Origin of the sequence: Actinosynnema sp. CA-299493 (assembly GCF_050946825.1) — a bacterium.
Taxonomy (GTDB): Bacteria; Actinomycetota; Actinomycetes; order Mycobacteriales; family Pseudonocardiaceae; genus Actinosynnema.
The window spans coordinates 3,813,476-3,829,036 of sequence record NZ_CP191993.1; the positions used below are offsets into that span (position 1 = coordinate 3,813,476).

Genomic DNA, 15,561 nt, shown 5'->3' on the forward strand with positions numbered 1-15,561 from the left:
ACCCTTGGTGCCCGAAGGGGCGGGCCCTCACCTCGGCTGATCAGGGCAGCCGGACTGCGACATACGGTCCCGCCACGAGGACGGACCGGCGGAAAGTCGCCGATAGCGGCGCATCACCCACCGGTCCGTTCCGCCCCCTTGGAACCGGCTCGCACCGCATCGCAGTGGCGCGCGCCCCGTCGCGTGGAGCGGCCGCGTGAACACAGACACCGATGTGGCGATCGTCGGAATGGCGTGCCGGGTACCGGGGGCCGACGGTCCCGCCGAGTTCTGGGACCTGCTCGTGCACGGCAGGGTGGGGCTGAGCCGGTCCGACGCGTCGGGTGGCCCGAACTTCGTGCCGGTGCACGGGTCCCTCGCCGACGCCGAGCTGTTCGACGCCGAGTTCTTCGGGATGACCCCGGCGGAGGCGGCGGTGACCGACCCGCAGCAACGGCTGTTCCTCCAGGCCTGCCACGCGGCGCTGGAGGACGGCGGGTACGACCCCTCCCGCTACCCGGGGCTGATCAGCGTCTACGGCGGCGCGGCGCTCAACACCCATCTCCAGCGCCACGTCCTGCCCGTCGTCGACCAGGGCACCACCTCGCGGCAGTTCCAGGTGATGATCGGCAACGACAAGGACTTCCTGGCCACGAGGGTCGCCTACAAGCTCGACCTGCGCGGCCCCGCCTACACCGTGCAGACCGCCTGCTCGACGTCGCTGGTCGCCGTGCACCTGGCCTGCCAGGGCCTGATCGCCGGCGAGTGCGACATGGCGCTGGCCGGCGGCGTGACGGTCAAGTTCCCGCAGGCGGCCGGGTACACCTACGAGGAGGGCGCGGTCCTGTCGGCGGACGGCGCGGTCCGCGCCTTCGACGCCGGCGCGAGCGGCACGGTCGCCGGTGACGGGGTCGGTGTGGTCGTGCTGAAGCTGCTGTCCCAGGCCCTCGCCGACGGCGACACCGTGCACGCCGTCATCAAGGGCACCGCCACCAACAACGACGGTTCGGGCAAGGTCAGCTACGCCGCTCCGAGCCGGGACGGGCAGGCCGCCGTCGTCGCGGAAGCGCACGCGGTGTCCCGGGTGGAGCCCGACACGATCACCTACGTGGAGGCCCACGGCACCGGAACCCCGCTCGGCGACCCGGTCGAGGTCTCCGCGCTCACCGAGGCGTTCCGCCGCGGCACCGACCGCACGGGGTTCTGCGCGCTGGGCACCGTCAAGCCCAACACCGGCCACCTCGACGCCGCCGCCGGGGTGGTGAGCCTGCTCAAGGCGACGCTCATGCTGCGCCACCGCGCGCTCGTCCCCACCCCGAACTTCACCCACCCCAACCCGGCGATCGACTTCCCCGCCACGCCTTTCTCCGTCAGCACGGACTTCCGCGAGTGGACCGCCGAGGGCCCGCTGCGCGCGGGCGTCAGCTCGTTCGGCATCGGCGGCACGAACGCGCACGCCGTGCTGGAGGAGGCGCCACCGGCGACGCCGACCAGCGTGCCACGCCCGCAGCAGGTGATCGTGCTGTCCGCGCGGACTCCGGCCGCGCTCGACCGGGTGCGGGCAGACCTCGCCGACCACCTGCGGGCCCACCTCGACCTCGACCTCGCCGACATCGCCCACACGCTGGCCGTCGGCCGTCGGCCGCACCCGTGCCGGTGGGCCGCCGTGGTGGCCCACCGGGAGGAACTGCTCGCGCTGCTGGACGGCGGCGGGTGGACCGAACCGCCCGCGGGGGAGCCCGCCGACGTGCTGCACGCCTGGCTCGCCGGCGACCCGGTGGACTGGGCCGGGTACTACGCGGACGAGCGGCGGCGGCGCGTGCCGCTGCCCACCTATCCCTTCGAAGGCGTCCTCCACCGGTTGCCCGCCGCGCCCGGGTCGGGGCTGCACCCGTTGGTGGGGGCCAACGTCTCGACCCTGCGCGAGCACCGCTACCGCAAGGCGTTCACCGGCGCCGAGCCGATCCTGTCCGACCACCGGGTGGGCGGCGAACCGGTGCTCCCGGCCACCGCCTACCTGGAGATGGCCCGTGCCGCGGGCGCACTGGCGGGGGAAGGCGAGGTCGTGGCGCTGCGCGACGTCGTGTTCGAACGCCTGCTGCGCGCCCCCGCCCAGGTCCACATCGGACTGGACGCGGACCTCGGTTTCGAGGTGACCTCCGCGGAGGGCGCGCACTGCCGGGGGCAGCTGGTCCTCGGCGACCGCCCGGCACGACGGGTGCTCGACCTTGTCGCCGTCGAGGCGCGCTGTGGCGAGGACGTGGACGGGGTCTACGACGTGCTGGCGAGCCGCGGTCTCGACTACGGGCCGTCGTACCGGGTGGTGACGAGCGTGCGGTGCGGTGACCGGGAAGCCCTGGCCGACCTGGAGCTCGCGGAGCACCCGGACGGGTGCCTGCTGCCCCCGGCGCTGCTGGACGGCGCGATGCAGACCGCCGTCGTGCTGCTGGCCCGCACCGGCCTCGCGCGCCACCTGCCGCTGGGCGTGGACGAGGTCCGCGTCGCCGGGCCGCTGCCCGCGCGTTGCCGGGCGCACGTCGTCCTGCGCGCTGCCGGGGACCACGCGGCCACTGTCGACATCACCGTGTGCGACGTCGCCGGCGAGGTGGCCGTCGAACTGCGGGGCGTGTCGGTGCGCTCACTCGCGGACGTGCCCCGGTTGCTGAGGCCCGAGTGGGTGGACGCCCCGCTGGAACCGGCCGCGCGCGACACCTCGGGCCGTGACCCGTCCGGCGTGGTCCTCTTCGACTGCGCCGACCGGGACGACGCCGTGCGCGACCTGCTGCACGTGACCCGGGACCTGCTGGAGCGGGGCCTCGACGGACCGACGCACGTCGTGGTAACCCACGCCCTCGACGGCGGCCGGGCACGACCGGAGCACGAGGCGCTCGGCGCGTTCGCCCGGTCGGCGCGCCTGGAACACCCGCACCTGCTCCTCCAGGTCGTGGGCGTCGAGGCGACCGACGACCCGCTGCCGCACGTCCTGGCGGATGACGCGGAGGTCGAGCTGCGCGTCGTCGGCGGCCGGCGGCTGGTCAAGCGGCACCGGCCCGTCGAGGTCGAGCCGACCGCGCGGTTCGCGGACGGCGGCGTCTACCTCGTCACCGGTGGCGCGGGCGGCCTCGGACTGCTCGTGGCCGAGCACATCGCGTCCTCGGTGCGCGCACACGTCGTGCTGGCAGGTCGGTCCGAGCGGCCGGCCCGGGACCTCGCCGCCCTGCGGGCCCGGTGCGCGTCGCTGACCTACCGCCCGGTGGACGTGGCCCGCGCCGACGAGGTCCGCCGACTCGTCGCCGAGCTGCGGGACCGGCACGGGCGGATCGACGGGGTGGTGCACGCGGCGGGCGTGCTGCGCGATTCCTTCCTGCTGCGCAAGACCGGCGACGACCTCGACGCCGTCCGGTCGGGCAAGGTCGACGGCGCGCGGCACCTGCTGGACGCCACCGCGGCGGACGACCTGGACTTCTTCGTCGCGTTCTCCTCGATCGCCGCGGCCGTCGGCGGGGTGGGGCAGGCCGACTACGCCTGGGCCAACGCGGTCCTCGACGGGCTCGGCGCGACCTCGGTGGCCTGGCCCGCGTGGCGGGACGGGGGCATGGCCCAGGACCCGGCCGCGGCCGCGGCCCTGCGCGCGCGCACCGGGTTCACCCCGCTGGCGACGGCCGAGGCGATGGCTGTGCTCGACCGGGTCCTCGGCGTGCCCGGCCCGCTGCTGGTGGCCGCCGGGGACACCGACCGGATCGTCGCGGCGACCGGCCGCGCCGGATCCCCGGCGCACCCGCCCGTCCGGCCGCGACACGACACCGACGTCGTCCGACTGGTGCGCGACCTGGTCGCCGAGGTGACCGGCAACGCCGACGTCGACCCCGACGTCCCCTTCGAGCACTACGGCATCGACTCCCTGGTCATCACCGGGCTGAACGCCGCGTTGGAGCGCCGCTTCGGCGCCGTGCCCAAGACGCTGTTCTACGAGCACGCGACCGTGCGCGAGCTGGCCGACCACCTCGCCGGCGCCGGGGCGCGCGCCGCGCGGATCGAGGTGCGCGAGCCCGAGGACGACGCCATCGCCGTCATCGGGATCAGCGCACGCCTCCCGATGGCGCGCGACCTGGACGAGTTCTGGACCAACCTCGTCGCCGGCCGGGACTGCGTCACCACCGTGCCCACCGGGCGGTGGGACCACGACCGGTACTTCGACCCCGACCCCGCCCGCGCCGGTCGGACCTACTCGAAGTGGGGCGGGTTCCTCGACGGGATCGACGAGTTCGACCCGCTCTTCTTCGGCATCTCGCCCCGCGAGGCCGCGCTGCTCGACCCGCAGGAGCGGCTGTTCCTCCAAGCGGCGTGGCACGCCGTGGAAGACGCCGGGCTGCGACGGTCCGACCTCGCGCCACTGGAGGTCGGCGTGTACGTCGGCGCGATGTACGACCACTACCAGCTGCACGGCGCGGCCGACGCCGAGCGCGGCGACGGGCCGGTCGCCGGGTCGTCGCGCGCCTCGATCGCCAACCGGGTGTCCTACGCGCTGAACCTGCGCGGACCGTCGCTCGGGCTGGACACCATGTGCTCGTCGTCGCTGACCGCGATCCACCTGGCCTGCGCGAGCCTGCGCGCCGGTGAGACCGACCTGGCCATCGCGGGCGGCGTGAACATCACCTCCCACCCCTACAAGTACGTCTACCTCAGCCAGGGCCGCTTCCTGTCCGACGACGGCCGGTGCCGGTCCTTCGGCGAGGGCGGCACCGGGTACGTGCCGGGTGAGGGCGTGGGCGCGGTCCTGCTCAAGCCCCGGGCCAGGGCGCTGGCCGACGGCGACCACGTCCACGGCGTCATCCTCGGCAGTGCCGTCAACCACGGCGGGCACACCCACGCCTACACCGTGCCCAACCCGGCGGCGCAGCAGCGGGTGGTCACCACCGCGCTGCGCCGCGCCGGAGTGCGGGCGAGCCGGGTCGGCTACGTCGAGGCGCACGGCACCGGCACCGCGCTGGGCGACCCCATCGAGATCGCCGGGCTCCGCGGTGCGTTCGACGCGGCGGGCGCGGCCTGCGCCATCGGGTCGGTGAAGTCCAACATCGGACACCTGGAGTCCGCCGCGGGCATGGCCGCGCTGGCGAAGGTGCTGCTCCAGCTGCGGCACCGGACGCTCGTGCCGTCGCTGCACGCCGACCCGCCCAACCCCGACATCGACTTCGCCGGGTCGCCGTTCACGGTGCAGCGCGAGGTGGCCGACTGGGCCGAACCGGCGGACGGCGGACCGCGCGTGGCCGGGATCAGCTCGTTCGGCGCGGGCGGCTCCAACGCCCACCTCGTGGTCCAGGAGCACCCGCGACCGCGCGCCGACCGGCCGGCCGCCGAGCAGCGGCTGGACCGGCCCGCCGTGCTGGTGCTCAGCGCCCGGGACGAGGACCGGCTGCGCGAGTACGCCGCCGACCTCTCCCGGTACCTGCGGCGGGAGCACGTGCCGCTGGCCGATGTCGTGCACACCCTCGCCGCGGGGCGCGAGGAGATGGACCACCGGCTGGCGCTGGTCTTCGACGACGGCGCCACCGCGGCGGCCGAGCTCGCGGCCTTCGCCGACGGCCGGCCGGGCGCCGTCCTGCTCGGCCGGGCGCGGCGCGGGGCCGGCGTGGCGACCGGCGACCCGGCCGACCTCGCCCGGCGGTGGGTGGAAGGCGCCGAGGCGCGGTGGCCGGACCTGCCCGGCCGCCGGATCCCCGCGCCGGTCTACCCGTTCGCCCGCGAGCGCCACTGGGTGGCCGACCGTCGCCCGGTCGAGCCCCGACCGCGCTGGGAGCTGGACGCCGAGGACCCGTCGCTGCGCGACCACTCGATCGGCGGCACCCGGCTGCTCGCGGGCGGGGCGAGCCTGCAACTGGTGCTGGCCTCCACCGGCAGGCCGCACGTCGTGCGGGACCTCACCTGGGTGCGGCCGATCACGTCCGGGACCGCGGTGGTGGCGGTGCGCGAGGACCGCTTCACCGTCGTGGACGAGGCCGGGGCGGTGCTGGTCACCGGCGCCGTCGAACCGGGACCGGGCACACCGGTCCCCCGGGTGGACCTCGCCCAGCTGCGCGACCGCTGCGCCACCCGGCACGCGGACGCCGACGTGCGCCGCCGCTACCGGGCGGGCGGCTTCCACTACGGACGGTCCTACGACGTGCTGGCCGAGGTCCGCGGTGGGCACGACGAGGCGTTGGTCCGCGTCTGCGCGCCCGACGGCGCCGAGCCGGGGTGGGCACGGGACGGCGCGCTGCTCGACGGCGCGCTGCGCGCGTGCCACTGGGTGCGCCCGGACGATCCCATGCACATCCCGTTCAGCCTGACCCGCCTGGAGGTGTTCGCGCCGCTGCCCGCCGCGTTCCACGCCCACGCCCGGCTGATCGGTGACGGCGCGGTCCGCCGCTTCGACGTCACCCTCATCGCCGAGGACGGCGTCGTCCTGGCCCGTGCCCACGACCTGGCCGGGAGGCCACCGCACCCGGCGGGCGAGCTGTACCGGCCCGAGTGGGTGGCGGAGGAGGTCCGGGCGGCCGGTGGGCGGGCCGCGACGCTGGTCGTCCTCGGCGGGTCGCCGGAGCTGCGCCGCGCCCTGGACGCCACCGGGGCGTGGGCGCGGGTCGAGCCGGGCGACCCGGAAGGGCTCGCCGAGGTGCTGGCCGGGCAGGACGGCGGGGTCGACGTGGTGGACCTGCTCGGCGGCGGCGCGCTGTCGGCGCTGCGGCTGCTGCACACCGTCGCGGACCTGCCCGGTGACGGGCGGGTGCGGTGCGCGTACGTGCACGGCGGCGGGCCGGAGCACGAGGCAGTGGTCGGCTTCGCCCGGTCGGTGCCGGCCGTGCTGCCGAGGCTGGAGCTGTGCGCGGTCGAGGCCGCGGAGGACGTGGACCTGGCCGCGGCGCTCGCCGCGGAGTTCACCGCGGGCAGCGGTTTCGCCGGGGCCGACCTGCGGTGGCGCGCCGGGCGGCGCTGGGTGCGCCGGGCCGGGCCGGTGCCCGACGTGCCCGACGCCCCGGTGCCCCTGGTCGAGGGCGGTACCTACCTGCTCACCGGCGCGACCGGCGCGGTGGGGCGGGTGCTGGGCGACTACCTGGCGGACCGGTGGCGGGCCCGGATGGTCCTGCTGTGCCGGTCCGAGCCCGACGAGCGCGTCCGGCGGTGGGAGGACGCCGGCGCACGCGTGCTGGTCGTGCGCGGCGACGTGGCCGACCGCGCCGACGTCGACCGCGCGGTGGCGGCGGCCCGGTCCGCCTTCGGCCGGATCTCCGGTGTGTTCCACCTGGCCGGCGAGGTGGACACCACCCCGGCCACCCGGCTCGACGCCGACCGGTTCGCCGGGAGCACCGCGGCCAAGGCGACCGGTCTGGTCCACCTCGACCGGGCCACCGCCGACGAGCCGCCGGACCTGTTCGTGGTGTTCGGCTCGATCTCCTCGGTGCTGGGCGACTTCGGCACCTGCGGTTACGCCGCGGCCAACCGGTTCGCCGACGCCTACGCCGAACAACGGGCCGGGCGGACCGTGTCGCTGGCCTGGCCGCTGTGGGACTGCGGCGGTGTGGACGCGCTCGTGGACGACCGGCAACGCACCCGGTACACCGAGGCCACCGGCCTGGAGCCGATCGACGCCCCCACGGCGATCCGCCTGCTGGAACGCGCGCTGGCGGTGGGGGAGACCCGGCTGATCCCGGTCGTCGGCGACCCGGCCCGCATCGAGGCCGTCCTCGCCGGACCGCGCCCGGTCGGCGCCGCCGAGGTGCCCGCCCTGCGCGACGACCTCGTGCAGCACCTGAGGGACCGGGTCGCGGGGGTGCTCGGGGCGTCGGCCGCCGTGCTCGACGTCGACACCCCGTTGATCGAGTACGGCCTGGACTCGGTGCTCGTCGTGGAGGCGGCGGCCGGCCTCACGCGGGTGTTCCCCGGCCTGCGCGCCACGGTGTTCTTCGAGCACCCCACCCTGCGCGGCCTCGCCGAGCACCTGCTGCGCGAACGCCGCCCCGACGTCGACCGGCTCCTCGGCGGCTCTACGACCCGCCCCGCACCGGCGTCCCCGGTCGCCGCACCCGCGGTCCCCGCCCGCGTGGACCCGGCGCGGCGGGCCCCGCGGTCGGAGCCCTCCTCCGACGAGGACATCGCGATCATCGGCATCAGCGGTCGCTACCCGCACGCGAAGGACCTCGACGGGTTCTGGGAGGTGCTGCGGCGCGGTGAGGACTGCGTCGACGAGGTGCCCGTCGACCGCTGGGACGCCGAGGCGCTGTTCGGCCCGGCGCCCTCGCCGCTGGGCCGCAGCTACTCGCGCTGGGGCGGTTTCCTGTCCGACGTGGACGCCTTCGACCCGATGTTCTTCGGCATCCCGCCGAAGCACGCCCGCAGCATGGACCCGCAGGAACGGTTGTTCCTGCAAACCGCCTGGGACGCGTTGGAGGACGCCGGTTACCCGCCCTCGGCACTGCCCCGCCCCAAGTTCTCCGAGGACGGGCACGACGTCGGTGTGTTCGTCGGCGTGATGTGGGACGACTACGCCGTGCTCGGGGCCGAGCTGTCCTTCGCCGGGCAGCACAACCTCGCGATGACCAACCGGTCCTCGATCGCCAACCGCCTGTCGCACTTCGCCGACTTCCGCGGGCCGAGCCTGGTCGTGGACACCGCCTGTTCCTCCTCGCTCGTGGCCCTGCACCTGGCGTGCGAGAGCATCCGGCGGGGCGAGTGCTCCCACGCGGTCGTCGGCGGCGTCAACGTGGCCGCGCACCCGTTGCGCTACACCCACCTCAGCCGCCGCAGGATGCTGTCGCGTGACGGCCGCTGTCGCTCCTTCGGGGCGGGCGCGACCGGGTACGTCCCCGGCGAGGGCGTCGGCGCGGTCCTGCTCAAGCGGCTCTCCGCCGCCGAGGCGGACGGGGACCGCGTGCACGCCGTCATCAAGGCCACCGCGATCAACCACGGTGGCCGGACCAGCGGGTTCACCGTGCCGAACCCGCACGCCCAGCGCGCTCTGGTGGCCGAGGCGCTGCACCGCGCCGGGATCGACGCCGCCACGATCGGCTACGTCGAGGCGCACGGCACCGGCACCGCGCTGGGCGACCCGATCGAGCACGCCGCGCTGGCCCGCGCCTACCGCGACCACACCGATCGCCGCGGCTTCTGCGCGCTGGGGTCGGTGAAGTCGAACATCGGCCACAGCGAGGGCGCGGCGGGCATCGCCGGCCTGACCAAGGTCGTGCTCCAGCTGCGGCACCGGCAACTCGTGCCCAGCCTGCACGCCGGGGACCCCAACCCCGACATCGACTTCACCGACTCGCCGTTCGTGCTCCAGCGCGAACTCGCCGACTGGCCCGCCCCACCGGGCGGTGGTCCCCGGCGTGCCGCGATCAGCTCCTTCGGCGCGGGCGGCGCGAACGCGCACGTCATCGTGGAGGAGCACGTGCCGGTGACCTGGCCCCGCCCGGCGCCCGCACCGGAACTGGTGGTGCTGTCCGCGCGCACCGAGGAACGCCTGCGGGCCCGGGCGGGCGTCCTGGCCGACTTCCTCCGCGAACCGGACCACCCGGCGCTCCCCGACCTCGCGCACACCCTGCGCACCGGTCGTGAAGCGATGTCGCACCGGCTCGCATTCGTGGCCCGCCGGGTGGAGGACGCGGTCGCCAAGCTGGCCGAGTTCGCCGCCGGCGAGCAGCCGGAGGGCGTCGTCCACGGTGACGCGCGCGGGACCTCGGCGCTCACCGACCTGTTCGACGTCGACGGTGGCCGGGACTTCCTGCGCCGGGTCGCCCTCGCCGGCCACGACGCCAAGCTGGCCCGGCTGTGGGTCGACGGGCTGGCCGTCGACTGGACCGTGCTGACCGACCGCGACCCCGGCCACCGGTCCACCGTCTCGCTGCCCGGCTACCCGTTCGCCCTGGAGCGGCACTGGCTCCCCGCCGCACGCCGCGCCACCGCGCCGCACGAGGCCGCCTCGCCGCGGCCCCACGCGCGGCTGCTGGAGCCGGGCGACCCGGTGGTGCGCGACCACGTCGTGGGCGGTAGGTCGATCCTCCCCGGCGCGGGCCACCTGGACCTGGTGGCCGCCGCGCTCGGCGGCGGACCGCTCGCGCTGGAGCACGTCCGCTGGACCGTGCCGCTGGTGGTCGACGCGGACCCGGTCGAGGTCGCCGTGGCGGTGGACGAGGACCGGGTGGAGGTGCGGGTCGGCGCCACGTCCCACTTCACCGCGAGGACGACCGCACTCGGGGCCGAACCACCCGCCGTGGCGGTGGCGGAGGTGGCGGCGCGGTGCGGGCGGCGGATGACCGGTGCGCAGACCTACCACGCGCTGGCCGACCGCGGACTGGCCTACGGGCCGTTCTTCCGCGCGGTCCACGAGCTGCGCGTCGGCGATGGCGAGGCGTTGGGGGTGCTGCGCGCACCGGCCGGGGGCGAGGGGCACGCCCTGCACCCCGGTCTGCTGGACGCCGCGCTGCACACCGCCGTCGGGCTCGTGCTCGACACCGGCTCGCCGCTGCTGCCCGCCGCCGCCCGGCGGGTCGAGGTCCACCGGGCGCTGCCGGTCCGCGGCCACTCGCACGTGCGCGCCCTGGGTGGCAACCGGTTCGACGTGGTGCTGACCGACGAGGACGGCCGCGTGTGCGTGCGCGTCACGGACCTCACCTGCCTGGCCGCCCGGCCGGCGCGCGGTTCCACCTACCGCCCCCGGTGGGTGGAGGAGCCGGTCGAGCCGGTCGCGCCGCCGGAGGGGCCGGTGCTGGTGGTCGGCGCGCGCCGCGCGGAGGTCGCCGCCGCGCTGCCCGGTGTGGACGTGCTGGAGCGGGTCGAGGACCTGACCGGCCCCCCTGAGTGCGCCTACTTCGCCGGTGGCGACGTGGTCGAGTTGTTCTCGCTGGTCACCGCGCTGGACCGACGGGGCTTCCTGGCCGCCGGGCGGCTGCGGGTCATCACGACCGGCGCGTTCCCCCGGGACGGCGAAGGGGGACCGGACCCCGACGCCGCGGCGCTGTCGGGCTTCTGCGCCTCGCTGGCCAAGGAGTTCCCGGGCTTGCGGGTGTCCTGCGTGGACCTGGGACCGGACGGGTCGCCGGGTGACGCGGTGCGGGAACCCTTCCCGCCCAAGCCCGTGCCGGTATCCGTGCGCGACGGGGTCCGCCGCGTCCGCCGCCTGGAACCGGTTCGCCTCGACCCGCCGCGGCGTTCGGCGTTCCGCGAGGGCGGCGTCTACCTGATCGTCGGCGGGCAGGGCGTGGTGGGGGCGGACACCGCCGTGCACCTGGCGTCGCGGTACCGGGCCAAGCTCGTCCTGCTCGGCCGCTCCGGGCCGGACCCCCGCGTGCTGGAGCGCGTCGAGCGGGCGGGTGGCGAGGTGCTGCACCTGTCGTGCGACGCAACCGACCCGGAAGCCCTGCGCGCCGCGGTGGCGCGGGTCAAGGACCGGTTCGGCGCGCTGCACGGCGTCGTCAACTCGGCCATGGTCCTGATCACCACCCCGCTGCGACGACTGGACGAGTCGGGGCTGCGCGCCGCCTTCGACGCCAAGGCGCGCACCACCGGCGCCCTGCACGAGGCGCTGCGGGACGAGGAGCTGGACTTCCTCCTGCACTACTCGTCGGGCGTGGCCTTCGAGGGCAACGCCGGGCACACCGGGTACGCGGCCGGCTGCTGCTACCAGGACGCCTGCGCGGCCCGCCCGGCGCCGTTCCCGGTCAAGGTCGTCAACTGGGGCTTCTGGCACGCGGGCGGCGACCCGGAGCGGGAACGGGTGCTGGCCCGGCTCGCCGCCGCCGGCGTCGAGCCGATCACCGCCGACGAGGGCATGCGGGTGGTCGAAGGGCTGCTGGCCGGCCCCCTGACCCAGGTACTCGCCACCAAGGTGGACCAGCGGACCCTGGAGGGCATGGGCGTCGACCCCGACGCCGCACCCACCGCGCCGCCGGTCCCGCCATCCGTGCCCCTCGCGCCATCCGCGTCCACCGCGCTGTCCGCGCTCACCGCGCCGCCGGTCTCATCCGTAACCGCTTCCCCCGCGACGGGCGTGGAGCACCGCGTCAGGTCCGTCTTCGCCCGCGTGCTGGGCGCGCCCGGAGAGGAACTGGATCCCCGGGTCCCCTTCGACCGGTACGGCGTGGACTCCCTGGTGGCGGTGGAGCTGGTCGACGAACTGGAGCGCGAGTTCGGCCGGTTGCCCGCCTCGGTGCTGCACGACCACGGCACCATCGCCGCCCTCACCGACCACCTCGGCCGCAACCCCGACCCGGCACCGGCCGAACCGGTCCCGGCGATGCCCGGCGACGGCCTCGTCGCCGCCGTGGCGGACCTGACCGACCAGCAGGTCCACGACCTGCTCGGTGCCCTGACCCCTCCGGCAGGAGAACGCCCGTGACCCCGAACCCCGAGCAGGACGAATACCCCCTCACCTCCCTGCAGCACGGGATGCTGCTGCACGCCCTCAACGCCCCCGGCGAAGGCGTCTACACCCAGCAGAAGGTGCTGACCCTGCGCCACCCCGTGGACGCCGCCGCCCTGGAGCGCGCGGTGTGCCGGCTGGTGGCGCGGCACCCGGTGCTGCGCACGACCTTCCACCTGGACGACCCCCGCGCGCCGAAACAGGTGGTCCACGCCGGGCTCCGGCCGCGGTTCACCCGCGAGGACTGGTCCGACCTGAGCACGCCCGTAGCCGACCGGAGGTGGGAGCGGTTCCTGGCCGCCGACACCGCCCAGCCCTTCGACGTCGCCGCCGAACCGCCGTCGCGGTTCGTCCTGGCCCGGCTGCCCGACCGGCACGAACTCCTGTGGACGTCGCACCACGCCCTGTTCGACGGACGGTCCTACGTGATCCTGCTCGGCGAGCTGTTCGACCTCTACGAGGAGGAGACCGGCGGACCGACCGCCGAGCTGCCCGACCGGGTCCCGTTCGGGAACTACGCGCGGTGGGCGGCCGATCTCGACCACTCCGCGTCCGACCTGTTCTGGCGCGAGCGGCTGGCCGGGGTGACCGGCGCCGGGCCGCTGCTGGTGCAGGGCGAGCACGCGCTCGCGGACGGCGTGCCCGCGTTCGGCAAGGTGTGGGCAGAGCTGTCCGAGGCGGCCGTCGAGCCGATCAGCGCCCTGGCCGCGCGCAACGGTGTCACCGCCAACACGGTGGTTCAGGCGGCGTGGGCGTTGTTGCTGCACGCCCACAGCGGCGACCGGCACGTGCTGTTCGGCGTCACCGCGTACTGCCGCTCCTTCCACCCCGACGGGTGGAACGCCGTCGGCCTGGTGATGAACACCCTGCCGCTCGGTGTGCGCCTGACCCCGGGCATGACGGTGCCCGACCTGCTGCGCGCGCTGCGCTCCGCCCACCGGTCGTTGCGGGGAGCGGAGCACACGCCGCTGGCCCGGGTCCACGAGTCGAGCCCGCTCCCGGCCGGCACGCCGCTGTTCTCCAGCGTCCTGGTCTTCGAGAACCACCCCATCGCCTCGGACCTGCGCGCCCTCGGCGGAGCCTGGCGGGATCGCGACTACCGGCTGGAGGACCGCACCAACTACCCCCTGACCCTCTGCGTCGACCACGACGGGCGCATGGTGTTCAAGCTGGGCCACGACCGCCGTCGGTTCACCGACGACGCGGCGCGCCGACTGCTCGACGACCTCCTGGCGCTGCTGGGCGACCTGGTGGCCGCACCGGATGACGGCGCGGTCGACGCGCTGGCGGTGCCCGCCGGCGCGGCGGCGCTGCGTCCCGGACTCGCCGAGGTCGACCGGCGGCGGGTGCTGGTCGACTGGAACGACACCGCCCACGACTACCCGCGCGACCGCTGCGCCGTGGACCTGGTGTTCGACCAGGTGCGCTTGCGCCCGGACGCCACGGCGGTGGTCGCGGGGGAGCGGGTGCTCACCTATCGCGCCCTGGGCGACCGCGTCGACCGCCTGGCCGCGGAACTGGTCGCGCGCGGCATCGGACCGGGTTCGCCGGTCGCGGTGTGCCTGGACCGCTCGCCGGACCTGGTGGTCGCCCTGCTGGCCGTGCAGAAGTCCGGCGCCGCCTACGTGCCGCTCGACCCCACCCACCCGCCGAGCCGGCTGGCCCACGTCCTCGCCGACTGCGCGGTGGGTCTGGTCGTCACCGAGTCCGGGGTGCGGGCCGCGGTGCCCGACGGGGTGGCCGACGTGCTGCTCCTCGACCGGGTGGACCTCGGCCACCACCGGATCGGCGCGCCCGGCCGCGCGGACCCCGAGGGAATCGCCTACGTCATCCACACCTCGGGCTCGACCGGGCGCCCCAAGGGGGTCCGGGTGGGCCACCGCGCGTTGACGAACTTCCTGTGCTCGATGGCGCGCGAACCGGGCTGCGGCCCGGACGACCGGCTGCTCGCCGTCACCACGCCCTGCTTCGACATCGCCGCGTTGGAGCTGTACCTGCCGCTGATCACCGGGGGGCAGGTGGAGCTGGCACCCGCCGAGGCCACCGCCGACGGGGTCGCGCTGCGGGACCTGCTCGACCGGGGGCGGCACACCCTCGTGCAGGCGACGCCCGCCACGTGGCGGCTGCTGGTCGCGGCCGGCTGGAGCGGGCACCCCGGACTGCGCGCGCTGTGCGGCGGCGAGGCGATGCCGCCGAGCCTGGCGGACCGGCTCCTCGACCGGGCGGACGAGGTGTGGAACCTCTACGGCCCCACGGAGACCACCGTCTGGTCTACTGTGGACCGCGTGCGGCGCGGCGAGCCGATCACCATCGGCCGCCCCGTCGCCAACACCCGCTGCCACGTGCTGGACCGGTGGGGGCGCCCGGTGCCGCCCGGCACGCCCGGCGAGCTGCACATCGGCGGCGACGGGGTGGCGCACGACTACCTGGGGCTACCCGACCTCACCGCGTGGCGGTTCGTCCCGGACCCGTTCGGAGCGCCGGGGGACCGGCTCTACCGGACCGGCGACCTGGCACGGCACCTGCCCGACGGGCGGCTGGAGCACCTGGGGCGGTTGGACGACCAGGTGAAGGTCGACGGCCACCGGATCGAGCCCGGCGAGATCGAGGAGGCGTTGCGCCGCGACGAGTCGGTGCGCGAGGCCGTGGTCGCGGTGCGCGAGGACGCGTCCGGGCACCGCGCGCTCGTCGCCTACGTCGTGCCCCGGTCGCCGGCGGACGGGGTGGACGCCGACCGGTTGCGCACGGCCCTGCGGGCGGTCCTGCCGCGGTACATGGTCCCGGCGGTGATCACCGCCGTCGAACGGGTGCCCCTCAACACCAACGGCAAGGTCGACCGCGGGGCTCTGCCCGCCCCGGTCGACGCGGGCGCCGGGCGCGGTGGCCGACCGTCGACCTCCGTCGAGGGGAAGGTGCTCGCCACCTGGCGCCGGGTGCTCGGCACGGACGGGATCGGCGTGGAGGACAACTTCTTCGACGTGGGCGGCAACTCGTTGCTGCTGCTGCACGTCCTGCGCGAACTGCGCGCGGAACTGTCCCCGGCGCTGTCCACGACGGACCTGCTGAGGTTCACCACCGCGCGGGCGCTGGCGGCGCACCTGGCCGCCGTGCCCGACCGCCCCTCCGAAGTGCCGCACCGGCGCGCCGGCGCGCTGACCGCCCGGCGGACCCGCGCCACCACCACCCAGTGA

2 protein-coding genes are annotated in these 15,561 nt (G+C 75.8%); both read left to right on the top strand.

All coding sequences use genetic code 11. The annotated features are described in order from the left end of the window. Positions 1–196 precede the first annotated feature (196 nt). Positions 197–12,346, top strand: a complete 12,150-nt coding sequence (locus ACQPYE_RS17060; protein ID WP_498722301.1) for an SDR family NAD(P)-dependent oxidoreductase — start codon at positions 197–199, stop codon at positions 12,344–12,346. Beyond that, entirely contained in the window at positions 12,343–15,561 is a 3,219-nt protein-coding gene (locus tag ACQPYE_RS17065) for a non-ribosomal peptide synthetase (RefSeq protein ID WP_498722303.1), read from the top strand. The genes ACQPYE_RS17060 and ACQPYE_RS17065 overlap by 4 nt, the downstream gene beginning before the upstream one ends.